At 70.2% G+C, this 24,497-nt stretch carries 16 protein-coding genes and 1 pseudogene; 7 read left to right on the top strand and 10 right to left on the bottom strand.

Annotated elements, in window-relative coordinates:
• The first annotated feature begins 225 nt into the window (after positions 1-225).
• From AB0F13_RS23735 to AB0F13_RS23725, 3 genes are all read left to right on the top strand, one after another.
• Complete coding sequence (locus AB0F13_RS23735; protein WP_362085762.1) at positions 226-546, top strand: hypothetical protein; 321 nt, start codon at positions 226-228, stop codon at positions 544-546.
• 129 nt (positions 547-675) lie between these two features.
• Positions 676-846: a hypothetical protein gene (locus AB0F13_RS23730; RefSeq protein WP_362085755.1), complete on the top strand. Its 171-nt coding sequence runs from the start codon at positions 676-678 to the stop codon at positions 844-846.
• On the top strand, positions 846-992 hold the full coding sequence (locus AB0F13_RS23725) for a hypothetical protein (protein ID WP_362085752.1): 147 nt from the start codon (positions 846-848) through the stop codon (positions 990-992). Before AB0F13_RS23730 ends, AB0F13_RS23725 begins: the two co-directional genes overlap by 1 nt.
• Before the next feature lie 454 nt (positions 993-1,446).
• On the opposite strand, the gene AB0F13_RS23720 is transcribed toward AB0F13_RS23725, so the two are convergent.
• Positions 1,447-2,049 (bottom strand): DUF4328 domain-containing protein, encoded by a 603-nt coding sequence (locus AB0F13_RS23720; RefSeq protein ID WP_362085749.1) that lies wholly within the window; start codon positions 2,047-2,049, stop codon positions 1,447-1,449.
• A gap of 1,165 nt (positions 2,050-3,214) precedes the next feature.
• Here AB0F13_RS23720 and AB0F13_RS23715 point away from each other — a divergent pair.
• Entirely contained in the window at positions 3,215-10,807 is a 7,593-nt protein-coding gene (locus AB0F13_RS23715; RefSeq protein WP_362085746.1) for an SDR family NAD(P)-dependent oxidoreductase, read from the top strand.
• Between the two features lie 747 nt (positions 10,808-11,554).
• Here AB0F13_RS23715 and AB0F13_RS23710 read toward each other — a convergent pair.
• Entirely contained in the window at positions 11,555-12,520 is a 966-nt protein-coding gene (locus tag AB0F13_RS23710) for a pirin family protein (protein WP_362085743.1), read from the bottom strand.
• A gap of 242 nt (positions 12,521-12,762) precedes the next feature.
• Here AB0F13_RS23710 and AB0F13_RS23705 point away from each other — a divergent pair, with 242 nt between their 5' ends.
• The 3 genes and pseudogenes from AB0F13_RS23705 (at position 12,763) to AB0F13_RS23695 (ending at position 17,157) form a co-directional block, all read left to right on the top strand.
• Positions 12,763-15,522: an AAA family ATPase gene (locus AB0F13_RS23705; protein ID WP_362085740.1), complete on the top strand. Its 2,760-nt coding sequence runs from the start codon at positions 12,763-12,765 to the stop codon at positions 15,520-15,522.
• 228 nt (positions 15,523-15,750) lie between these two features.
• A pseudogene (locus AB0F13_RS23700) lies at positions 15,751-15,924 on the top strand (helix-turn-helix transcriptional regulator); the annotation flags it as partial.
• A 165-nt stretch (positions 15,925-16,089) separates the two neighbouring features.
• Positions 16,090-17,157, top strand: coding sequence for an NB-ARC domain-containing protein (locus AB0F13_RS23695; protein WP_362085791.1), 1,068 nt, complete (start codon positions 16,090-16,092; stop codon positions 17,155-17,157).
• Between the two features lie 30 nt (positions 17,158-17,187).
• Here the strand turns inward: AB0F13_RS23695 and AB0F13_RS23690 are convergent, their stop codons facing one another.
• From AB0F13_RS23690 to AB0F13_RS23655, 8 genes are all read right to left on the bottom strand, one after another.
• Positions 17,188-17,835, bottom strand: coding sequence for a hypothetical protein (locus tag AB0F13_RS23690; protein WP_362085737.1), 648 nt, complete (start codon positions 17,833-17,835; stop codon positions 17,188-17,190).
• A 44-nt stretch (positions 17,836-17,879) separates the two neighbouring features.
• Entirely contained in the window at positions 17,880-18,731 is an 852-nt protein-coding gene (locus tag AB0F13_RS23685) for a hypothetical protein (protein ID WP_362085734.1), read from the bottom strand.
• Between the two features lie 87 nt (positions 18,732-18,818).
• A complete protein-coding gene (locus tag AB0F13_RS23680; RefSeq protein ID WP_362085731.1) occupies positions 18,819-19,601 on the bottom strand; it encodes an ABC transporter permease in 783 nt (260 codons plus the stop codon).
• Between the two features lie 41 nt (positions 19,602-19,642).
• The gene (locus tag AB0F13_RS23675) at positions 19,643-20,410 is read right to left on the bottom strand and encodes an ABC transporter permease (RefSeq protein ID WP_362085728.1); all 768 of its coding nucleotides are present in this window, start codon (positions 20,408-20,410) and stop codon (positions 19,643-19,645) included.
• Positions 20,407-21,366: an ABC transporter ATP-binding protein gene (locus AB0F13_RS23670; RefSeq protein WP_362085725.1), complete on the bottom strand. Its 960-nt coding sequence runs from the start codon at positions 21,364-21,366 to the stop codon at positions 20,407-20,409. The genes AB0F13_RS23675 and AB0F13_RS23670 overlap by 4 nt, the downstream gene beginning before the upstream one ends.
• A complete protein-coding gene (locus AB0F13_RS23665) occupies positions 21,363-22,433 on the bottom strand; it encodes a hypothetical protein (protein ID WP_362085722.1) in 1,071 nt (356 codons plus the stop codon). The genes AB0F13_RS23670 and AB0F13_RS23665 overlap by 4 nt, the downstream gene beginning before the upstream one ends.
• The gene (locus AB0F13_RS23660) at positions 22,426-23,280 is read right to left on the bottom strand and encodes a hypothetical protein (protein ID WP_362085720.1); all 855 of its coding nucleotides are present in this window, start codon (positions 23,278-23,280) and stop codon (positions 22,426-22,428) included. Before AB0F13_RS23660 ends, AB0F13_RS23665 begins: the two co-directional genes overlap by 8 nt.
• Positions 23,277-24,464 (bottom strand): pitrilysin family protein, encoded by a 1,188-nt coding sequence (locus AB0F13_RS23655; RefSeq protein WP_362085717.1) that lies wholly within the window; start codon positions 24,462-24,464, stop codon positions 23,277-23,279. The genes AB0F13_RS23660 and AB0F13_RS23655 overlap by 4 nt, the downstream gene beginning before the upstream one ends.
• Positions 24,465-24,497 lie beyond the last annotated feature (33 nt).

Here is a 24,497-nt window from a genome sequence, read left to right as displayed (position 1 = left end):
CGGGCGAACCAGAACTGGTCGCCGCCGTCCATCGCGATCTGGGCGGTGTCGGTCTCGGTTTCGGCGATCACGATCCGGCATCTGCGGCACATCCCCGCCGCTGAGCATCAGGGTGCGGCGGCAGCGGTCGCATTCGGCCTCCCTCCCGCCGCGCTTTCGGATGTCGAAGCACCAGTTGGCGCACGCCCCGCACAGGACCCGGTGGTCGTTCGCCCAGGCCAGGCAGTGGGCGCACTGTCCACGGAGCTCAGGGTCCTGCTGCCCGCCCTGGCGGATGGGCCCGGTGCCGCGGGGTGGGACGAGGCGGCGGGCCGGCGGCGGGGCGAGGAGACCGGCGCGGTCCAGGGCGCGGTCCGCTCCGTTGTGATCGGGAAGCTCCCTGGCGAGTTCGCCGCCACGGACATGGCGAGTTCGCTGAGCGGCTACCGCAAGCAGGTCGTGCGCAACGATCGCGAACGTCCCCGGGCCGCCCTGGCCCTACGCGGGTGGACGCTATCGGCGCTGCCTGTGACTCGGTGGCCGTCCTCCTGCCCGACCGTTCCCTGACCGTCTACGTCCTCGCGCACCCGTGGGTGCGCGATGCGCACGGCCGTGCCTGTTCCTCCCCCCGCCCGGTACCCTGCCGACGCCGCGCGGTTCGTGGCCGGTCGCCGTGGTCGAGCAGGGCGACGACACATGGACGCTGCGCGTCGATCCGGCAGGATGGCCGTTGAAGCGGGCGATGTCGTCGCCGATGACGCCCGGCAGTGGACCGTCACCACGGCCCGGCTCAAGACGGTGCCGGCATACGGGGCGGCTGACCACATTGCGGTGACCGCGACCTTGAAACCCCGGGCGGTGCCCTGATGGCGAAGTTCCATGTCGCGCCGGGGCTCGAGCAGCGCGTCGTAATGATGATTGCCCCGCACATCAGCGAGGTCGCGCGCCAGGTGGAGCGCGAAGCCAAGCGGCTCGCTCCCCCCGGTGAAGAAGTGGGTGACCGTGGCCGATGAGCACATTCGCTCCACTCACCGGGGCGTGCACGGCCAGGAGCGGCCCGACAACTCCGGTTCGAGTTGAACTCGATGGGCTGGGACCGCCGGCATCGTGGCCTTGGCGCCGGCACGTACATGCTCTACCCCCGCGACGAGACGTCCAGGGCGGTAGCCAATCTGAAGAACCGTCACTGCACGGTGCACCGGATCGCGGACGGCATCGCTCGCCATATCCGTGCCGAAGCACCGGTCGTCACCGGCACGCGGGTCACGGCCACAGTGGTGGCCAGCGGCCCATGGGTCGTTGCCGCCGAGGTGGGCACGGCATACCCGGGGGCCTGGAGGCGAAGGGCGTGCACTACATGGCGCGCGCCGTTGCCTCGGTCGTCGCCCGCGGGTGACAGAACAACGAAGCGCCGCAGCCGGCGGTCTCGCTGGCTGCGGCGCTCATCAATGCCTCGGGTGAAGAGGATCAGGCAGTGACTGGAGCTGGGGGCGTTGTGGCCTTCACGTGCTGCATACCCGTCAGCTTACGCACGAAAAGGATGGCCAGGACGGCGGCGGCGATGTCCAGCACGTCGCCGATCACCACGATGGACGCTGCCTGCTTCAGCGCATCCGGCGTCACCGCCTTGTCGTACATCTTGGCGCCGCCCCGGCCGATCACCAGGGCAACAACCCAGGTGATCCACCACGCTTTGACCGGGCGGTGGGAGACCTGCTGCCCGGCGTCCGCCGGCGGCGCGGTGCTGGCCTGCCAGGTCTGGCGGGCTACCCGGTAGGGCAGCCACAGGTTGCCTACGGGGATGAACCAGGAGCCGATGGCCCAGCCCTTGCCCATGGTGCAGACGTCCTGTGCGAACACCTCGGCGTTCGACCGGACGCGGTGGAACCAGATGATGAAGACGACACCGGCGGCGAGCATGCCAACTGTCTGCAGGACGCCGGCCAGGGCGAAGAGGCTGTCGCCGCGGTCGAGGTCCGACTGGCTGGCCGACATCACATCACTCATCAGCGAGTAGACATTGAGGTCCGCGTACACGGCGAACAGATCGGTCGCGGCGACGACGCTCAACAGTACGACAACGGCGGTCGCGAGGCCGCGCGGGTTCTGCAGAACAGGGCCGCCGGGCATAGCCCAGGCAGGGCTGAAGGACATAGTTGAAAAGCTCCCCATAGCAACAAAAATCCCGCCTCCGGGCGGGTATGGAAAGGAACATATGTCACGTTCGCGCGGCAAGTCCAACGAGATTCCCGGACGCCTGGGCGCGCCGTAGGGCGAGACACAAGGCTCCGGCACCAGCACCCTTTTCGCCCATGACCACCACCTAAAAGACCCCCACCCCCACCCCGAGACCGCGCAGCACGACGCGCCGCGGGTCATCGGGCTCCTCCTGCGTGAGGGCCAGACGCCGGAGAAGGTCACCTTCGCGCACCACCTGAGTATCGGCGGTCATGAGCTCCGCCCCGGCGACACCGCATACCTCTCACCTGACTACCCCCGCCAGCTGCGCCATAGCGGCTACATCTCCCGAGCGCGCGCCTGACGAGCGTGAGCATCGCCTAAAGAAGTCGCCGACGCCGTCCCGGTCGCCGCGGTCCGGGCCTGGCTCGCCGACCATTGCCTGCGCGACGATGAGCTTCCCCTGGACGTCCGGGCAGCAGGCGCCCTCCTGCTCCTGTACGGCACACCTCTCACCCGGATCACCGAGCTCGCCCCCCACCCACCTGGCGGACGGCAGCGAGCCGGCGCTGATGCTCGGTAATCACCCCGCGTCTCTGCCGTCCGCCGTCTACCGCTACGCTGCCAGGCAGGGCAGGCCCAGCACGACTCGGCCATCGGACGCGTCGTTCCGGGGCGAGCGTGGCACTTCCCCGGCTACGCCCCTGGAACTCACCGGTCCCGCGCCGCACTGGCTGCCAAGCACCGCCACCACGGTCTGCCCGCACAGCGGAGCCGCAGTACCGCCCTCCTCGCCCTGGCCACCGACCTGCCCGCCTTCGTCCTCAGCCAGGTACTGGGCATCAGCATCACCTCCGCACTCCAATGGGCCCGCCGTGCCGCCCGCGACTGGAGCGTCTACCTGGCCAGCCGCTGAACCTCTCTGCGGGAGTGACCGCGGCGCAGGTCACCGTCGGCGTACCTCCATGGCGAGGCCCGGGCCATGCTTCCAGCTTCCTTGTATCGAATGGGTGAATTTTGGTGATTGGGTACTAGTCGCACCGCACCAGGTGCGGAAATGTCGTATGTAAGGCTCGATTTGGTCCCGTCGGGTGCCGGGCCAGTGGCGCGGGTCCGCCTTTGCTGGCAGGAGTGGATCATGGATCATGTCGCCCTCCGTTCGAGCGTCCCGGACGGGCCTTGTGTCCCGTTGGCTGTCGTGGGCGCTGCGTGCCGCCTGCCTGGCGGGATCACGGGTCTGGAGGGGTTGTGGGCCGCGCTGGTCCAGGGCAGGGATCTGATCAGTCCGGTGCCGCCGGCGGATCGGTTCGACGCGGCCAGGTTCTGTGATCCGGACCCTGAGCGTCCGGGTAAGGCATGCACGATGGCGGGTGGCTACCTGGGGGATATTGCTGGTTTCGATCCGGGGTATTTCGGGATCTCGCCGCGTGAGGCGGAGTACATGGATCCGCAGCAGCGGTTGCTGCTGGAGATGGCGGCGGAGGCGTTCGATGACGCGGCTTTGGATCCGGCGGCTCTGGCAGGGTCGGATACCGCGGTGTTCATCGGGGTCAGTGACATGTCCTACGGCGGGCTGCTGATGAATCGTCTTCGGGATGTCACGGCCTACTCGATGAGCGGGTCGGCGCTGTCGGTCGTAGCCAACCGGCTGTCGTACGTCTTCGACTTGCGCGGTCCCAGCCTTGCGGTGGATACGGCATGTTCGTCTTCTCTGGTCGCCGTGCACCAGGCATGCGAGACGCTGCGTGCGGGGCATAGCCGTGTGGCCCTTGCGGGTGGGGTGAATCTGCTGGTCAGCCCTTATGGGTTCGTGGGTTTTTCGCGGGCGCTGATGCTCTCGCCGCGCGGGCGCTGCGCGGCGTTCTCCGCTGGGGCCGACGGTTATGTGCGTGCTGAGGGCGGCGGCGTGGTGGTGCTCAAGCGGCTGGCCGACGCGCTGGCGGACGGTGACCGGGTGCACGCGGTGATCGCCGGGAGCGGATCGAACTGTGACGGCAGTACTTCGGCGATGACGGTGCCGAGTGCGGGGATGCAGGAGCGGCTGCTGCGGGAGGTGTACGAGCGGGCTGGGACCGGACCCGACCAGGTGGTGTACTTCGAGGCGCACGGCACGGGCACGCCGGTGGGCGATCCGGTGGAGTGCCGGGCGGTCGGGCGGGCGCTGGGTGTGCGGCGCACGGGCGGGCCGCTGCCGATCGGGTCGGTGAAAACGAATCTGGGGCATTTGGAGCCGGCGTCGGGGATGGCGGGGCTGTTCAAGGGGATGCTGGTGCTGCGGCATGGGCGGATCCCGGCGTCACTGCACGGTGAGCCTGTCAACCCCGAGATCGACTTCGCGGCGCTGAACCTTTGTCCTGTCGGCGCGGTGCGCCCGGTGGCGGACGGTGACGGCGGCGTGGTGGGGGTCAACAGCTTCGGCTTCGGCGGCGCCAACGCCCATGTGGTGCTTGGTGCGGCACCCGCGCGTCGGCAGGTGCCGCCGCGGCCGCCGAGGCCTTTGCCGCTGGTGGTGTCGGCGCGGACGCGCCAGGCGTTGTCGGAGGCGGTCAGGGCGGCAGCGGATCACATGGGAGAAACGGCCGCGGGTGATTTTTACGATGTGTGCTGGACGGCTTCTCAGCGGCGGGCCCGTCACCCGTTCCGGGCGGCGGTCCTCGCGCATGGTCCGCAGGACGCAGCCCGGCAGCTGGCAGTCCTGGCCGGGAACGAGGAGGCCTTGGCCGCCGCCTGCGCGCATGCGGGGCGGCCGGTGCCGGGTGGTGTGGTGTTCGTTCTCAGCGGCAACGGCACGCAGTGGCCAGGGATGGGTACTGCGCTGGTGGCCGGGGAGCCTGCCTTCCGGGCGGCGGTGGAGGAGGCGGATGCCCATTTGATGCCGCTGCTGGGCTGGTCGGTGGCTGAGCTCCTGGCCGGCGGCGGGGCCGAGGGGGTGGTGCGGATGGCGGACACCGGCATCGCGCAGCCGGCGCTGTTCGCTTTTCAGCTCGGTCTGGTGGCGTTGCTGGCCGAGTGCGGGGTGCGGCCGGCCGCAGTGGTGGGCCACAGCTTCGGGGAGCTGGCGGCGGCGTGCGTCAGTGGTGCCCTGAGCTTGCCGGATGCCGCCCGGGCGGTGGTGGTGCGCAGTATGGCGCAGGCTGTGACGGCCGGGACAGGGGGCATGGCCGCCGTTGGCCTGGGTGAGGAGGAGGCCCGCGAGGCGATCGTCTCCTTCGAGGGGCTGGAGATCGCGGCCGTCAACAGCGGCCGGGATGTGACGGTCTCCGGGCCGGCCGGGGCTCTTCGGGCGCTGGGCCGGGAGCTGTCCGGCCGCCAGGTGCCGTTTCGTGAGCTGCCGGTGGAGCATCCCTTCCACAGTGCCGCGATGGAGGTACTGGAAGAGCCGCTGCGGACGGGCCTGGCCGGACTGAACCCCAGTACCCCGCAGGTGCCGATGTACTCCACCGTGACCGGCGCCGCGGTGACCGCAGGGCAGTTGGACGCGGCGTACTGGTGGCACCATGCCCGCCGGCCGGTCCGGTTCGCCGAGGCGATGAGGCGGGCGGTGGACGCGGGGCTCGGCGCGGTGTGCGAGATCGCCCCGCAGCAGAGCCTGGCCGGTGTCCTGCACCGCATCGCCGCGGATACCCCGGGCGGTGCGTTTCCCGTGATCTCCCCGGTGTCCCGGCACGCCTGCACCGGCCCGGCAGTGCGGCAGGCAGCCGCACAGCTGCTCGCCGCCAGTGACCGCAGTGCCACATCCGGCTTCTTCCCCGTGCCGGGGGCGGTGGCCGACCTGCCGCCCTACCCCTGGCAGCGAGAACGGTACTGGGTGGCTGCCGGTAGCAGTGAGAGGCTGGTGCATCCGCTTCTGGGCGAGCGTGCGCCCGTCCTGGAGCCCACCTGGCAGTCCGTCGTCGAACGGACGCGCACACCATGGCTGGCCGATCACCGGCTCAGCGGGACAGCGGTGATGCCGTCCACGGCATATGTGGAGCTGGCCCTTGCCGCCGGGCGGGAAACCCTGGGCAGCCCGGTGGAGGTTACCGACTTGGACATCCCCCGGGCGCTGCCGCTGTCCTGGGACGCGCAGATGGACGTGCACCTGCAGACGTCTCTGTCGGACGAGGACGGCATCGTGCGCATCGCCAGCCGCACCAGCGAGACGGGCGGATGGCGCCTGCATGCCCGTGGCCGCGTCCGGCACCTGGCCGCCGCACGGCCGCAGCCCATCGAGGTCGCTTCCGTGCGGCAGCGGACAACGCGGCGTATCAGCGGTGAAAAGCACTACAGGATCATGGCCGCGGGCGGCCTCTACTACGGGCCCGCCTTCCAGGTGCTGCGCGAGTTGCATGTGGGGCGCGCTGAGGTCCTCGCCACGTATCACTGTGACCTGCCCGATGACGGTTGCGGCGGCTATGTCCTGCACCCCGTCCTGCTCGATGGGGCCGTGCACGCCGGAGGTCCCCTGGTGGAGTACGCCGAGTGCGGTTACCTGCCGTCGGCGTACGAGCGCATCCGTCACTGGGCCAAGCCGGCCGTCAGCGGACTGGTGCACGTGCGCCAACGTTCCTACACCCGACGTGAGTTGGTACTGGACATCACCGTCACCGACGAGAACGGCACGGTGGCGGTGGAGATGACCGGCTGCCGTCTGCGCCGACTGTCCTTGCCGGCCCCGAAGCGGGGCGAGGGGTACATCTCAGTGTTGCGGGCCGCCCCCCTGCCCGGCCAGCCGGTACCGGCCTGGGCGCCGCCCTCCCCTCCGGAGGTGGCCGCTACCGCGGGCCCGGGGCTTGAGCGTTTGCGCAGGACGGCGGGGGCCGAGCGGTACGCCCAGGTCTACGCCTCCCAGCAGGCTCTCGTCGCCTCGAGTACGGCGAGGGCATTCGCCGAGCTGCTGCCCCAGCAGGACACCTTCACGTTCGAGGATCTGCTCGCAGCAGGTGTGCTGCCCCGGTACGAGAAGCTGGTGCGGCTGCTGGCAGACGTCGCTGTGCGGGAAGGACTGCTGACGGTTGAAGGGCAAGGGTGGCAACGGCTGTGTTCCGGCCGTCGTCCCAGCCTGACGAACTTGGCTGGCATCACCGATTACCTGCCCTCATGCCTGCTGAACCTCCGGTTCGCAGTCAACCTTCCTGATCTTCTGTGCGGGCGGCGTGACGGGCGCGAGTTGCTGTTCCGGGACAGCGGCCCGGAAACCGCCCAACTGTTGTACGACATCGACCCGGCGACTGGGTTCCACAACCGCATGGCCGCAGAATTGCTGGCTGCGCTCATCCGGGCCTGGCCCGAGGACCGCCCGCTGCGCATTCTGGAGGTAGGTGCCGGTACCGGCGGACTGACCTCCCACCTGCTGCCCCTGCTCGACGACCGCGTCCACTACGTTTTCAGCGACATCTCCGCGGTGTTCTTCACAGCCGCCGAGGCACGGTTCGAACCCTACGAGGCCCGCCTTGATTACCGCATCTACGATCTGGACACCGATCCGCACAAGCAAGGCTTAACCGACGCGTCATTCGACCTCGTCATCGCCGGATTCTCCCTGCACACTGCCGCGGACCTGCGGGCCTGCCTGCGACGGCTGGCCCGGCTGACCGCCCCCGGCGGCCACCTGCTGGCCCTGGAAGCCCACGAACCCCGCACCCTGGCCCTGACGTTCGGCACGCTCAAGGAATTCTGGGCCGCCCAGGACCGCGCACTGCGCCCTGACAGCATCCTGCTGCCCCGCCGGACATGGCGGGACGTACTCGCCGACAGCGGCTACGAGAACATCATTCACCTCGGCGCGCAGACCGAGCCCCTGCACGAGCACTACTCCGTCCTCCTGGCACACACACCAGCCCAGGCACCCGCCGGGGCGAAGCAGGCCCCAGCCACTGTGCACACACCACCCGCCAAAAACTCCTGGCTCCTGGTCACCGAAGACACCACCGAGGACGGGCTCGGTGCACTGACCGCGGATGAGCTGGTGCGCCACGGCTGCCGCTCGGCGGACCTGGTGCCCTGCCCCGGCAGCGCCCAGGGCTGGCAGGACCTGCTCTCTCGCATGCCCGGCCGCGCTGTGCTGCTGATGCTCAGCAGCACCCCCGACCAGGCCGCCGAAGGCGACGTAGCAGCCTGCACGGACCTGGCCGTACGCCGGGCCGCCAACCTGCGCTCCCTTGCCCAGGCCGAACTAGCCCAGCCGAGCACGCCAGCCCGGCACCTGGTGCTCCTCACCCACCCCACCGGCGCGCTGCCCGCCCCTGAACGCCCCGCCTTCCCCGGCCAAGCCGCCGCCTGGGGGGTAAGCCGGACACTGGCCAACGAATCTGCCATGCGTGTCCGTCGCATCTCCCTGGACCGCAGCCTGGACCCGGCCGAGGACGCGGCACGCCTGTCCTGCGAGCTCCTGGCCTCCCCACCGGAAGGGGAACTGGAGGAGGACGAGGTGGCGCTGACCCGGGGCGGCCGGTTCGTGCACCGCTTCGAACGCGCGGCATCCGCCGCGGAGCCGGTCCAGCCGGGTGGGACGACCTGCTACCGGCTGGAAGTCACTGGTCAGGGCCTCGGATTCGGCCTGCGCTGGATCGAAACCACACCGCCCGTCCCAGGCCCCCAGGAGGTGGTAATCGCGGTGCGGGCGGCGGCACTGAACTACCGCGACATCATGGTGGCCACCGGCCTGCTGCCCCCCGTGGCCGAGGACGGCATCCCCTCCGACACACTCCTCGGACTGGAAGGCGCCGGAGTCGTCACCGCCGTCGGAGACCGGGTCCAGCACCTGACCGTCGGGGACCGGGTATTCGGCCTGTTCGTCGGGGCCTTCGCCTCCCATGCGCGCACCCTCGCGAGCCGAGTCCGGCATCTGCCCTCAGGCATGACCTTCCACGAAGCAGTGACCCTGCCGGCGGCTTACGTCACCGTCCACCACAGCCTGCACCACCTCGCCCGCCTGCAAAGCGGAGAGAGCCTTTTGATCCACGGCGCCACCGGCGGTGTGGGAATGGCCGCCGCAGTCGTCGCACGTCTTACAGGCGCCCGCGTCGTTGCCACTGCGGGCAACCCGGCCAAACGGGACGTGGCCGCAGCGTTGGGAGCCGATCTCGTCCTCGACTCCCGCGGGCGTACCTTCGCCGACGAGGTTCGCGAACACACCGGAGGCCGGGGCGTCGACGTGGTGCTCAACTCCCTCAGCGGCGAGGCAGCGGACCGCTCCCGGGAACTCCTCGCCTCCGGCGGCCGCTTCATCGAGCTCGGCAAACGCGACGCCTACAACAACCAGCGCCTGCTCCAGAAAGCCCTGGCCGACAACACCACCCTTTGCACCATCGACATCACCGGCCTGCTATGGCGACACCCCCGGCGCACCGCACAGATCCTCGACGAGACGATGGAGCGAGTGCTGGCGGGCGACTACACGCCGCTGCCCCACCAGATCTACCCCGCCCACCGCATCATCGAAGCCTTTCGCCTGATGCAGCACTCGAAACACATGGGCAAGATCGTCATCAGCTTCAATGAAAGCGTCCCCGTCCACCGCACCCCCCGCACCCCCCGCCCGGATCCCGACGGCACCTACCTCGTCACCGGAGGCCTGAGCGGGTTCGGCGCCACGACCGCCCGCCACCTCGCCGACAACGGCGCACGCCACCTCGCTCTCGTCAGCCGGCGTGGTGAACAGGCTCCCGAAGCGGCGCAGCTACTGGAGGAACTCCGCGCCCAAGGCGTGAACGCCCGGGCCTACGCCGTCGACATCAGCGACGAGGAAGCCGTGCGGGCACTGGTGCACGACATCACCCGCAACAGCCAGCCCATCCGGGGCATCGTGCACGCCGCCATGCACCTCGACGACGATCGCCTCACCAACCTCACCGACGAACGTATCCGCGCAGTGATCGCCCCCAAATGGGCCGGCGCCCTCCTCCTCGACTCCCTGTGTCCCCAAGCCCACTTCATCCTCTACTCCTCGGCCAGCGCGGCGGTCGGCTTCCCTCTGCAGGCCGCCTACGCGGCCGGCAACCTCACCATGGAAGCTCTCGTACGCGCCCGGCACACGGCAGGCCGCCCAGCCCTGGCCATGGCTTGGGGGACCATCGGCCACGTCGGCTACGTCGCCCGCAACAACCTCACCACCACCATGACCGCCATGGGCGCCGCCCCCGTCAACCCCCAGGACGCCCTCGCGGCCATGACGGGCTTCCTCGCCCGAGGCACGGCACAAGCCACCTTCGCCAACCCGGACTGGGGCCGGCTGACGGCCATCGCGCCCTCCCTCCTCAGCCCCCGCTTCGCCGCTCTCCTGCCCGCCACGGGTGAGGGCATCGGGCGACAATTCGAAAATCTTCCCGAACGGCTCACCACATCAACCCACGCCGAGGCAGCCCACATCATCGAGGGCCTCCTGATCTCAGTGGTCGCCGACATCCTCCATATGCCACCACAAGACATCGACCCCTACCGCCCCCTCGTGCAGTACGGCATGGACTCACTCATGAGCATGGAACTACTCACCAAGCTCCGCAAACACTTCGACCAGGACATCCCGGTCATGGAATTCCTGCACTCCGACGGATCCATCCACGGAACCGCCGAGACCGTCCTCCCCCACCTGCTCCGGCGAGCACAGACCACCACCCCACGGCCAGCCTCCCCGACCCCGCACACCGACCAGACCACGAGGGAGGCATAACCCACATCCCACCCGCTCTATTTGTTCCCCTTCTGCTGCATCCGCGCATCTCTGTCGCCAAGCAGCGGCGCTGCCGACTGAATTCATGATGCGAACGATCCCCGGTTTTGCCATTCGGGGATCGTCGGCTATGTAGGTGGATGCTGGGATGCAGGGGCGCGCTGCATCGCACCCCGTGCAGGCTCGGGGATTGAGGGCACTCCTCCGTGTTGCGGAAGGCCGCAGATGGGTAGCTTTGGCCCGGCCTGGGGGCTGCTGATCGGATGCCGGGGCGAGGTTGTGCATGAGGGCGAGAAGCGGGAGGGTGCCCTGAAGCGCGCCGGAGTCCGCCTGCTGCCAGCTTCGCCTCCGGGGGCGGTTGTCGTCGCTGGCGCTGTGGGTGGCTCGTTGTGGCCCTTGCACAACTGGACCTCTCTGCAGCCGATCCCTCCAGTGTTGTGAAGCCGTTCATTCGCCCACCTTCGAGCCTGCCCGCCGGCAGTGGTGGTCGCATGCCCCCTGCCAGATCGTCGTGAAGATGTCGACCGTCGGACGACGTGGCGGGGGCGGATACTGACGCCCCGTCAGTGAGGTCAGCATTGGGTCAGCATCAGGATGGCTAAAGGTGCCCACAGATGCCGAAGGTCTGGAGGCGGATAGTCCCTGACGCGACTATCGAGCTGCGGGCCACCTGGCCCGGGTCAACGAGGAGCCGGGCCGAAGCGCCAGGGTTGGTTGAATGCTCTGTCCCAGGAGCATTCGCCCAGCTCAGCGTGCCCTTCCTCGTGGTTTGAGTGGTACTGGAGGCAGCCCGGGAGCGGATAGTCGGGCCCCTTCGTAGCCGTGCACCTCGCCGAAGCGGTCGCCGGTCATCCAGTCCGAACGGGCCTGTGCGATATCCTCGTGAGAACGACCGACGAAGTTCCACCACATCACGATCTCTTCCTCGAAGGGCTCGCCGCCCAGCAGCATCAGAGCGGCGTCCGATTCGGCCCGCAGCGGCAGTTCAGTACGGCCGCACCCGAGGTAGAGCATGGAGCCCGGCAGGACCGGCACGCCGTCGACGTGGGCCTCGCCCGACATGGACAGCACGGCGTACTCGAAGTCGGGGTCGAGCGGCAGGCTTGCCGTTGCGCCACGGGCGAGCGCCAGGTCGGCTCCGACGATCGGGGTGTACGCCGTACCGGGCGACAGCGCCCCGTCGAGCTCGCCCAGGACGACGGTCGCGGTCAGACCGGGCGCGGTGACCATCGGCAGGTCCGCGTGGTGCTCGAAGTGCGGTTCTACGTTCCGGTGGGCGTCGGGCAGGGCGACCCAGAGCTGTGCACCGTGCAGATAGCGGGTGTGGGGCTTCGGGCTCTCCTCGGAGTGGGAGATGGCCCGGCCCGACGTCATCAGGCCGAGTTCTCGCGGACGGACGGTCTGCAGGCTGCCGAGACTGTCCCGGTGCAGCACTTCGCCCTCGTGCAGCCAGCTGACGGTCTGCAGGCCCATGTGCGGGTGCGGGGGGACCTGCATGCCGGGTTCGTCGGCGATGTCGTCGCGGCCGTAGTGGTCGACGAAGGCCCAACCTCCCACCATGCGGCGTCCGAGGTTCGGGATCAGCCGGCGCACATGAGTGGATTCGCCGAGCTGTACACGGCGTGGGCTGAGCAGTTCGTGTACCGGTTCGCCGGGGACGAATCCGCGGCCGCCGCAGACGGAGAGTGTGGCCTGACGATCAAGGTTGCTCATGGCGACAACGTAGCCGTGCCGGGCCACGTCGGCCTGTGCCCCGGCCCGCGTCGTGCGGAGACGAGTGAGCCGGGGCGCGGCCGTCGTGGCGGGCAGGTGCTCACACCGGCCGACGACGTGTCTGCAATCGCATAATTCCTCATATAATTGCGGTCCATAGCCATCCGTTCCGGCCCTCCATTCGTCTTGCGTTCCGGAGCCCGCGTCGAGCGGCACCACACATGACGAGGCGGGGAGCCAACGTGCAGAACGTGCTTTTCGAGCGCGACGAGATACTCCGGGCGGCGGCGGGCGCCGGAGCGTCCGCACGATCCGGCACAGGCCGTTGGCTGCTGCTGGGCGCGACCACGGGCATGGGGCGTACCGCCCTGATCGAAGAGGTGGTGCGGCAGGAGACCGCGGACGGCGGCATGCGGGTCCTGTACGCGCGCTGCTCGCCGGAAGAGTCGGCCTTCCCCTTCGCTCTGGTGCGCCAGCTCTTCCCCGAGGCCCAGGACATTCCCTTCGTCGACCCGGCTCCCGACGAGGAACAGCTCACTTGCCACCGTCTCGTGACCCGGCTGGCCCGGATCGCCGTCCACAGGCCCGTGCTCCTGGCCGTCGACGATCTGCACGATGCCGACACCGCCTCACGGCGCTGGATCGGCTACCTGGCGCGACGGCTGGCGTCCCTGCCCGTACTGCTGGTCATCACCGAGTGCCACGAGAGGAGCGCCACCGCCCTGCCCGCCGCCACAGGCACCTCCGTGGTGCTCCGCCCGCTCGGTCCGGCGGCCGTCGCCCGCCTCTCGGAGTCCCTCGGACACGGTCCCGAGCGGGCCGAGTTGTGTGTCCGTGCGTGCGTCGGCAACCCGGCGCTGGTGCACGCCCTCCTCGCGGACCTCCACGAAGGCCCGCTGCCCCGGCGCCTGTCCGACCTGGCGGGGAGCCGCTACCGCGACGCGATCACCCGCTGGCTCCATGTACGGGCCAGCCCGCGCTCACGCCGTCTCACCCTCGCGCTCGCCATCGCAGCCGACGGCTCCGCGGACCCGGGCCAGGGTCTGCTTCAGGAGGCCGCCGAGCTCGGCCAGGACCACAGCTCCCTGCCTCCGGGCCCCTCCGCCCTCGGCCGTCTGCTCTCCCATGCGCTGGCGCGCGAAGCCGTGCTCGCGGCGGCGGATGCGGCTGAGCTGTCCGCACTGCGCGCCCGCATCGCCCGGCTGCTCGACGAGCGCGGCGAACCGGCCGGCAGCGTCGCCGCTCACCTGGTCCACGTCGACCGGCCCGGCGAGGAATGGATGACACAGTCGTTGGAGGACGCCGCAGAGGATGCGGTACGTGACGGCCGGGTCGATGAAGCCATCGCTCTTCTCCGTCATGCCGTCACCGGTCCGCTCCCGCCCGGGCGCCGCGCCTCGCTGACCCAGCGCCTCGGCGTCCTGGAGCTGCCGCACAGCGCCGATGCCGGCATCCGCAGGCTGCGGGCGGCGCTGGAGCTGCACTCCGATCACGACGAACGGGCAGCCGTCGCACCCGCCCTCGGTGCGGCTCTCGCCGCCCGGGGCCGCATCGGCAGCGCCATGCGCGTCATGCGCCAAGCGAGCCTTGCCGCCGATGACGACGAGCTCGTCCGGGTGCTGCAGACCGTCGCTGCCCTCATCGCCTCCCACGACGCGGTCGAGTGGCGGAGCGCCGTCGCCCGTATGCGGGAACTGGCCGCGACCGCCCCCGTCACCATCGAGCCTCTCGCCTGCGGTCTGGTCACCGAGTACGAGGCCGGAGCCGGCCGGGTGTCGTCGGCCGAGGTCCTCACCCGCGTTCTGCCCCGGCTGGCGGCCCCGGTGGATCCCAGGCTCCGTACCGGCTGGCTGGGCAGTGCGGCCACGCTGCTGCAATGGGCCGACCGGCTGGAGGAGGCGCGTGCGCTCGCCGACTCGTCCCTCCCCGCGCCGCCCGTCCTGCCGGACCTGACGGACGTGGGACAGCAGTGCCTGATCAGCGTACGTGCCGAAGCAGCCCTGTGGGCCGGTGACTTCCGGCGCGTCATAGCCGAGAACAGCCCGCTCCTCGACGCGTGCACCGGTCAGGGAGTCCGCATGCCCCACCTGGTCTCCATGGTGGCGCTCGCCCACTACGAGCTCGGCCACGGTGCCCCTGCCCGCCGGCTGCTCGCCACCCTCGACGAGCAGAGCGCCGACAGCTCCTGGGAGTGGAACGAACTGCGATACGCCCGGGCCGTGGTGCACATGGCCGAAGGGCGCTGGCAGGCCGCCCTGGAGGACTACCGGGCCTGTGGCACGGGACAGAGCGCCCGCGACTTCGTCAGCCCCGTGGCCACCCCTTGGCGGTCCGGCGCGGCCATGGCCCTGGTGAGGCTCGGTCACCCGGAGAAGGCCACGGACCTCGCCGAGGAGGAACTGCGCCATGCGCGGACCTGGGGAACGCCCCGCGCAGTCGGCCGGGCCCTGCGAGCCCTGGCCTCGGCCGAGGGCGGCCGCCGGGAGCTGGAGACACTGAGCGAGGCCGTGGCCGTGCTGAGGCTCGCGCCGGCGCCCGTGGAACTCATCGAGGCCCTGATCGACCAGGGCCGCGCCCTGATCGACGCCGGCAACGGGCGCAAGGGCCGCGACGACCTGTACGAGGCCCACGCCCTGGCAGTGCGACTGCTGGCGCCCGGTCCCGCCGGGCCGCCCGGGGACCCGGAGGCCGCCGCCGCGCCTGGCGTCACCGGGCGCCTGGTCCGTGCCGCCGAGAACGCCCTGCGCGCCGGGGCCGCCCGCAGAACACATCGGGCCACCGTGGGCAGTGCCGCGCTCACCGGAGCGGAGCGGCGCATCGTCGAACTGGCCGTCCAGGGACGGACGAACGCCGAGATCAGTGCGGCGCTCCATCTGGCCCGGCGCACGGTGGAGACCCACCTGACCAACGCCTACCGCAAGCTCGGGGTGACGCGCCGTACCCAGCTGGCGGTGCGTCTGGGACAGACCGGCACGGCGGCCTCGCCCGGTGCCCGGACGTGAGCACGCACATCTGATCCCGACCGCCGCCACGGCTTTGCGGCCCCCTGTTCGTGGTCTTCCACGATGGCCGGGCACCCGCCCGCCAGGCAGAGTGGGAACCGCGCCGGGGGTGCCGGGAACGTTCGCCGAGAAGACCGGGTGGGGCCCCTGGCGAGGCGCACCACCCCTTGCCGGCAGGCAAGGGAACGCGGCCGTTTCAGATGAACTCGAGGATTGGGGCAGCCGGAGATGTCTTTCGGGCATGAGTTGCGGGAACGACGGCTGGGGCAGGGAGTCTCCCTCACCGAGCTGTCGAAACTGACGCATTACAGCAAGGGGCACCTGAGCAAAATCGAGACCGGCGGCAAACGGGCCTCGGAAGACCTGGCCCGCCGATGCGACGAGGCCCTGGAGGCATGCGGTGAACTGCTCGCTGCTCACTGGTCCGTGAGCACCGCGCGCAGTGCACGCAAGGCATTCCAGCGGCCTGCGCAACTTCCGTCGGACAGGGCACACTTCACCGGGCGTCAAGGGGAGACCGCAGCGTTGGACAGGGCCGCGTCACGGCCGGACCATGCGTTCCGCTCCATGCCCCTGGTCGTGATCGACGGGATGCCCGGCGTCGGGAAGACCGCCCTGGCCCTCAAGTGGGCGCACCGGAACGCCGCCATGTTTCCCGACGGCGTACTCTTCCACGATCTGCGCGCACACGGGCCCGCCGGACGACCGGCCACCCCGGAGGATGTGCTCGCCGCCAGCCTGCACGCGGTGGGGGTCGACAGCCATTCGATACCGGCCGACCTGTGGGACCGGGCCGCGCTGTACCGGACCGCGCTCACCGGGCGCCGGATGCTCATCGTCCTGGACGACGCGGCCACCGCCGATCAGGTCCGTGCGCTGCTTCCCGGTGCCCCCGGCTGCATGGTGCTCGTCACCAGCCGCAACCGGCTGGCCGGGCTGGTGGCGAGGGACGGCGCCACACGGCTGTCCCTGCAGCCGCTCTCCGCCGAGGACTCCTCCGCACTCCTGCACAGCATCGCCGGCGCGACGCTGAACGGCGCACGTCCCGAGGCGGTTTCCGCACTCTCCGGCCACTGCGGCCACCTGCCGCTGGCCTTGCGCATCGCCGCCGAACACTTCTCGGCCGGCCCGCACCACAGCCTGGAGGAGGTGGTCGGGGAGTTGTCCGACCCACGAGGCCGGCTGGACTTCCTCAGCTGCGCGGGCGATACGGCCGCCTCGGTGCGCGCCGTGTTCTCCTGGTCGTACCGGGACCTGCCGGAGGACGTGGCACGTGCCTTCCGGCTGATCGGCGCATCCGCGCCAGAAGGTGTCTCCCCGCAGAGTGCGGCCGGCATCCTCGGAGTTCCCCAGGACATCGCCGTGCGCCTGGCGCACCTTCTGTGCCACGTCAACCTCCTGGAGTCGACGGCGTCCGGCAGATATCGCTGCAACACCCTGCTTGCCGCCTACGCGAGGGAACTGGCCGCCGCGGAGGACAGGGCGGTCCTGTCCCACAGCGCCACTGGTCGCGCGAGGAGGCAGCACCGCGCTGCTGTCGCTCTGCCTCCGGCGCCGGCACAACCGTCCGGCCTGCCCGAGGAGGCGGCGGAAGAGCACGGACATCACCATGAGCACGGTGTGGCCCTCAGGTAGCCGCCGCAGCGTACGGCGAAGTCCGCGCGGTCAGTGCCCGACCAGGGCCAGCGCACGGGTGATCGCCTCGTCCAGCTGATCGTCCGTCATGCTCTTGTCCCGGCGTTGCTCGGGCGTCTCGTGATCCGCGCCGTAAACCCAGTAGCTGGTCCGTTTCACCCGGTCGACGAAGAGCAGCCGGTCCTTGGCGGCGGGCCCGCGGATCAGGAGGGAGGCCGTGTCGGCGCCGGCCTGGATGGTGTGCACGCTGTTGTGATGCAGCACGTAGCTGGAGCCTTCGCTCTCCACCCGCTGGACGAGCGGCTCCAGGGATTCGGGATCGACCCCCTCGGTCAGGAGGTCGTCCCGGCCGTAGAGACGGTGCAGGTAACTGCCCCGCAGGAGCTTTGTCGCGAACGTCCACCGGTGGTTGTGCGGGCGGTCGAAGTATCCCGGCCGGAACAAATGGACGCGTATACGCACATTGGCTTTCCGGTCGTCGTGGAGCACGAGCTTGTCCATGAAGTCGTAGCTCTCGCACATGGGGCGCAGGTGCTGGTCGGTGCGCAGGGACTGCAGCATGCGCGGCAGCAGGCCCGGGTCTTCTTCGAACGCGGCGAAGACGTCTGCGGTGAACTTGGCGACGGAATCGACATCGTTCCAGTCGGCCAGCTCGAGGTCGGCGAATGTGGGGTGCATCGGGGTGTCCTCTCTCTTCTCCGGAAATACGCTTCCGACGGCGGTCAGCACGAGCGGGAGTTCAGGAAGCCCTGCAATGCGGGGTGGCCCAGGACCAGGGCTCTGCCGCGGCGGAGGTTGGATTCCAGGCCGGTGCCGTCCACCTGGTGAACCAGCCAGTCCCACTGCCCGGCCAGCCGCCGGAAGACCTCGACCGACTCCTGCTGCATCTGGAGGTACCCGGCCTCGCCGCTGTCCCCCGCCACGCGGTAGTCCTCCAGGACGCCGACCTGCCCGGACTGGGCCATCCGCCACTGGAAGGCCATGTCCAGCGGTCCGTCGACCAGCACGCCGACGTCGGGCTGGAAGACCCGGCTGCCGAAGATGTCCTCGACCATGACCTGCATGCGGTCCAGAACCGCGGTCCAGGCAGGGTCGTCACCGACGATGCGACGGCACACGAAGATCTTCTTGAGTACCTGCTTGAAGGGGAAGGTCTCCTGCAGCACCACCTCGCCCCGCTCCAGCGCGGGCTCGACCGCGTCCCCGGCGAGGATGACGCCCCCGGCCAGCCCCACCAGGGCGGAGGCCAGCGGGCCGGCGGGCCCGACGCCGTTCAGCTCCGTCTCCGCGAGGGTCGTCTCCCAGTCGCCGGAGACCCATTCCCCGTAGTCACGGGGCAGGCTCAGCGTGCCCGGGCCCGACCGGGCTCCGCCGACCAGCGTGCGGAACGCCTCGAGCCACAGTTCCTGGAGACCGTCCACGGGCCACGAGGTGTCCGCTTCCTCGATGACCCGGCGCCAGGACACATGGCGCACCTTGACGCCTTCGGACTCCAGGAATTCCGCTATGGAATCCACCAGTGTGGACTTGCCGATCCCGTCGGCGCCGAGAAACGAAACGAGAATGCCGCGCACGGATAACAACCTTTCATTTTCCGCGTCGTGGGTGAATCGACGCGGGCAGTTCTTCTGTACAAGGGGGTGAGGCACGAGGGCGGTGTCTCAGGGCGCGAAGTCGATCGTCCCGGCTTCTCTGCCCCGCCTCAGCAGGGATTCGAAGGCCAGGTGGGCGGCGCCGAGCCAGGCCAGCCCCACGAACAGCCCCACGGCCGCCTCGCCCGAAACCGTGGCGAGGCCCGCGCCGTCGGTGAGCGAGCGCAGGGCGCTCAGCAGATGGGTGAGCGGGACGGCTTCGGCGATCCAGCCGACCCACGAAGGCCAGTAGTCGACCGGCACCTGGACCCCGCACACCGCCATCATGAGCAGATAGCCGGCGTTGGAGACGACATTGCGCACGCCGCCCGCGTTGAGTACGAGCGCGGCCAGGAAGAGCCCGAAGAAGTACGTGCTGACTGCTGTGAGCACCACGAGGACGGCAGCCACCGGGATCTGCCCGGGACTCCAGCTCAGCCCGAATGCCGGGCCGAGGACGAACAGGGCCACCAGTGAGGTCCCGGCACCGCTGACCGGCCACTGGATGCTCCTGCCGAAGAACACCCAGGTGGCTTTCGCCGGTGCCGCGGCCAGGAGCGCGAGAGTACCCGCCGCGCGCTCCCAGGTGGAGGACGCCACTACCGTCAACGACTCGATGACGCAGGTCATCAGGGCGTTGCCCACGACCAGGTACCTGGCGTGGTCCGGGCCTGCGACCAGCCGTCCCAGCAGAACGAAGAAGGTGACCTGCGCCAGCATCCGGCCGAGCCAGCCGAAGGTCCAGGTCTTCCAGGTGTAGACGGCGCGCATGTCGGCGAAGGCGTTCGCCGCGCTGTGCCTGATGATGTGCACGGGCTGTACGCGGTGTCGGGACTGTACGGACAAGGCTCACCTCACGTCTGGGAGAGCGTGCCGAGTCGGCGCACCCGGTTGAGGACCCGGCGCAGCAGCACCAGGCCCAGCCCGAATCCGGTCGCGCCGAGGCCGAGGATCATCACGAGCCGTGGCACGGCATGGGTGACGGCGGCAGGGGCAAGGCTGTCGCGCAGCAGATCGGCGGACCAGGACAGGAACACTGCCCGTGATTCCGGCCGCAGCCAGGCAGGCAGCGAGGCGACCGGCACCAGAACGCCGCCCAGCAGGTAGAACGGATAGCTGAGGGTGTTCTGGAGGATGCGCGCGGAGGGCATCAGGACGAACAGGGAGGAGAGGATGCTCGCGGTGCCGGCCGTCGCGAAGGCGGTCGCCAGCACACAGGCGGCGGTGACGACCGGGTGGGGGAACCCCAGCCAGCGGTCGAAGACCAGCCCCGCGGCGAGCCACGACTCCGCGAAGGAGACCGCGCCGATCGCGGTGACCGCGCACATCCGGCCCATCACGACGACCTCGAACCTGGCGGGTGCGGCGACGTGGCCCTCCAGGGTGCCGAGCGACCTTTCCTCATTGATGAGTTCCCCCGCGGTGTAGAGGGCCAGGAGCCACAGCGACATCAGAGTCGGCGCCACCACGGCGTACGGGGAGAGGTCCGCCCGCCCGGCGCTGTCACTGATCGCCAGGAAGACGATCGTCAGCAGGGGGGCGGTCACGCATACCTGGACGGTGTCGGGTGACCGCCGTGCCAGCCGCAGCTGAAAGCGCACAGCGGTGAGGAACAGTCTCATCTCTCCACCGCCATGCCTCGTTGGCCGATGACATGGAGGTAGACCTCTTCCAATGAGGGACGGCCGGTGGAGATGGCCGTCACATCCGCCTCCACCAGGAGTCGCAGCACCGTGCGGGTGGCCGACGCGTGTTCCGTCTCGATCCGGGTCCGGTCCTGCGCGAGGGGACGGACCGAGACGACACCGGGGACGTCCCCCAGGGCCGCGGCGAGTCGGGCAGGCACACCCACGGCATCCACCTGCTCATAGCGGGAGATCAGAGCGCCGATCTCGGCCGGTGCCCGGGTGGCGACGATCCGGCCGCGGTCGACGAGGGACACCCGGTCGCAGACGGCCTCCGCCTCGGCCATGTCATGGGTGGTGAGCACAACGGTCCGCCCGTCCGCCCGGAGCGCTTCGACCAGGACCCGGAAGTCCTGGGCGGCGACCGGGTCCATGCCGACGGTGGGCTCGTCGAGAATGAGCAGCGGCGGATCGGAGACCAGTCCCCGGGCAAGGTGCAACCGTTGCTTCATGCCGCGCGACAGGGTGTCCACCCGGTCCGCGGCCCGGTCCCCCAGCCCCATCCGCTCCAGGAGCGCATCGCAGCGACGCCGCAGGTCATTGCCGTGCAGGCCGTAGAGCGCCGCCCAGAAACGCAGGTTCTCGCGGACGCTGAGCCGCGCGTACAGCCCGCGGTCCCCGCCGAAGACGATGCCGATGACACTCTTGACGCGGTCGGCGTCCCGGACCACGTCGTGGCCCATGACGCGGGCGGTTCCCGAGGTGGGCAGCAAAATGGTCGACAGGATCCGGCAGAGGGTCGTCTTACCGGCCCCGTTCGGTCCCAGCAAGCCGTAGACCTCGCCCCGTTCGACCGTCAGGTCCACTTCGCGCAGGGCGGGGACTTCGTCCCCGGAACCCCGCTTGCCGCTGCCGTACCGCCGCGTCAGCGCACGGGTCTCCACGGCCGTCACGACGTCTCCTCCACCAGCAGGCCGAGCTCCTGCAGCGCCGCGTCGTACTGTTCCTGTGCGACGGCCTCGCCCGCCACCAGGAGATAGTCCCCGACCGGGGTGAGCAACAGGGCACCGTCCCCGTAGTGGTGGACGCGTGCATGGTCCCAGTGCGTACGCCCGGCGACGCGCCTCAGCGGCATTCCGAACAGCGGTCCGCCGGCCGCGAGGACCGCGCGGACGTCGGTGGCAGGGGCCGGTGACACCGGACGGGTGGCGCGGCGTGCCCGCTCCTGCCGGTCTGCCGGCTCCAGGGCCGGGCCGAGGACGGAGAGGTGTCCCACCGGTACCCGCTGTGCGGCGTAGTCCAGCAACTCCCGCAACTCCGGAGCCAGATGGTAGGCGACCGCCGCTGAAACGAGGCCGTTCGGGCTGGGAAGCCCGGCATTCCCGAGCATGTGGACGTCGATGGCGTCACGCGCGTGGAAAGGGCGCTGGAACCTCTCTTCGGCCAGGGCCAGCAGATTGGCGGTCAGCGGGTCGGCGGGCATACCGGACCGGATGGGAACGGCCCCGTCGTCACCGACCAGGGCGGCCGTGGCGACCTCGACGCGGAGCTCGGGATCGAGCAGTGGGTCCTCCGGCTGCCAGGTCAGCGTCACCACCACATGGCGGGTCGGCGCGCCCAGCACGGAGACGCCCACGTACCGCGGGGTGTCCCTCATCAGCAGCCGGACCGCATTCCACAGGTCCGGCTCGCCCTCGGTGACCAGGTCCAGGTCTCCCTGGGGGCGGAGCAGTCCTTCGGGGTACGTACGAGCCAGCAGCGGCCCCTTGATGACCTGCACGGGCACCTGGGCGGTGAGCCGGGTGAGCACATCCTCGTAGTGGCGGGCGCGCCGCCGGGCCCGGGCCAGTTCCCCGCGAGCGGCTTCGCTCATGGAGCAGCCCTCCCGCTCCAGCGCGGACAGCACGAGGTAGGGCAGGGTGTAGTGCGCCTTGCGCGCGGCGAAGAGCAGCCGCCCCGGCCCCTGTTCCTGGGGCACGTCCAGTACGTCGTACAACATCGCGAGGTCCATCTCACGCACCGCCCTTGTCATGGCTTCGCCGCCAGAAGACGTGGTCGACCGCCCAGCCGCGCGCGACGAGGGAGGCCACGATCTTGTCGCCCTGCCCTGCGGCAATGTGCGGGGCGGGGTGGACGACGTGCCCGATCAGTGGGAGCCCCGCCCGGTGGGCGTGGGCCATCGCAGCGGCCGCCAGCGCGTAGGTGCCTGCGCTTCGCCACTCCTCCGATTCCTCGACGAGCACATCGACGAGGTCCACGTAGTCACGGGCGGTCACCGGATCGTGGGCCGCGCACAGCAGCGTGGCGTGGCCGACGGCGCGCCCTTCGCGGCAGGCCACGTAGGAGAAGCGGTCAGGAGCGTCCAGGAACTCGCGCGCGAGGGTGTCCGCCGCCCCGGGGCCAGCCGTGACACCGTGGTCGGCGCTGCCGCCGACCAGTGCTTCGGCGAGCCAGCGAATGAGGTCGTCGGTGTCGGTCCCGGGGTCGGCCGGGCGGATGGTGAGAGGCGACGACGCCTGGTCGTCCTGCGCGGGCCGGCCCGAGTACCTCAGGTAGGTGATGTGCCGCTGCCACGGATCGGCGAACCGGATGTGGGCGGGCGCCCGCACGGTGACCACGCTCCGGGCGGCGGACAGTCCCGCGACGTCCAGTACCTCCTCCAGCCACGAGGCGTCGGAGAGAAGTTCTTCCGCGCAGAACTCGACGAGGAGCTGCCGCTCTTCGAGCAGGGGGTCGTGATGCTCCCCTGCCACGAACGGGTGGCCGTGGAGCCGGTGGAGGAGTCCTGCCTCGGCGGCCGCGGCGAGGTAGCCAGGAGAGGGCGTCGGGACGGCCGGACCGCTCCCGGCGGTTGCCGCGGTGTTCATTTCGCCTCCGGGCGGACCACGGTGACAAGGCCGTCGCGCAGTGACGAGGCCGCCTCGCGTACGTCGTCCCGGGTGACAGTGGCGATCTCCCGCAGCTCGCTGTCCAGATCCCAGTCGCCCGCGTGGAAGAGCGCTCGCGAGGCGAGCAGCCGCGCGTGTTCCAGGGGCGTCTCGGTGTCACGCAGCAGACTCATGCGGGCATGCCGGCGGGCGGCGTCGAGATCCGTATCGGTGGGGCCCGCCGTCGCCAGTGCGTCCAGTTCCCTTTTGACGATGGCGACCGCCTCGGGCCCGTTCCCGCTTTCCACGCCGATCAGGACGCGCCAGGCACCTGCCTCCGTGTAGCCCCGGTCCCATGCCTGGAAGGAGTACGCGAGACCCGCGGCCACGCGGAGCTCACGGTAGAGCACCGAGGAGGCGCAGCCACCCAGCAGGTTCGCCAGCACCACGTAGCGGTGACGGTTCTCATCGGTCAGTCCGGTGGACCGGCCTCCCACTGCCACCCAGGCGAACTCATCGGGCCACGCAGGGGCGGTGGGGTGCGCTGGGCCGAGCGGGACCGCAGGGCGGGCTGTCCCGGTGGAGCGCGAGGCGGTCCCGGTGGCCTGCAGCCCGCCGGGAATCCGCGGACCCACAATGGCCAGGGCCATGGGGCTGGAGAGCAGCGCGTCGCGGTGTCCGCGTGCCACGCCTTCGAGGTCCATCGCGGCGATCTCGGGGACCGTACCGCCCACGGGCCGTCCCAGCGGATGGCCCGGGAAGATCGCGGTGAGGAACGCGTCCTGGACCGTATCCATCGGGTCCGCTTCGGCGGCCGCGAGCTCCTGGAGCACGGCGGCCCGTTCGGTGTCGAGGGTCGCGGCATCCAGTTCGGGTGCGAGCACGGCACGCAGCAGCAGGTCCACGACCTGCTCCGCGTCCTCCGCGTCGACCTGGGCGTAGAAGAGCATCTGCTCCAGGCCGGTCTCGGCGTTGGCGCTGCCACCCAGACCCTCGATGTGCTGTACAAGGGGCCCGACACCGGAAACGGGGGCGGACATCAGCAAGTGCTCCAGCACATGGGCCAGACCGCCGCGATCCGGCGGATCGTGGCGCGCCCCGTATGCCACCCCGAGGCAGATGCTCGTTGTCTTCAGGCGCTCATCGACCGCAGTGACGACCGATATCCGATCGGCAGGTGTCATCAGGATTCCTTGCACAGAGAAAGGAGAAGTGCG

Source organism: Streptomyces sp. NPDC026206, from assembly GCF_040638465.1.
Lineage (GTDB): Bacteria > Actinomycetota > Actinomycetes > Streptomycetales > Streptomycetaceae > Streptomyces.
This window is presented reverse-complemented; position numbering and strand designations above follow the sequence as displayed.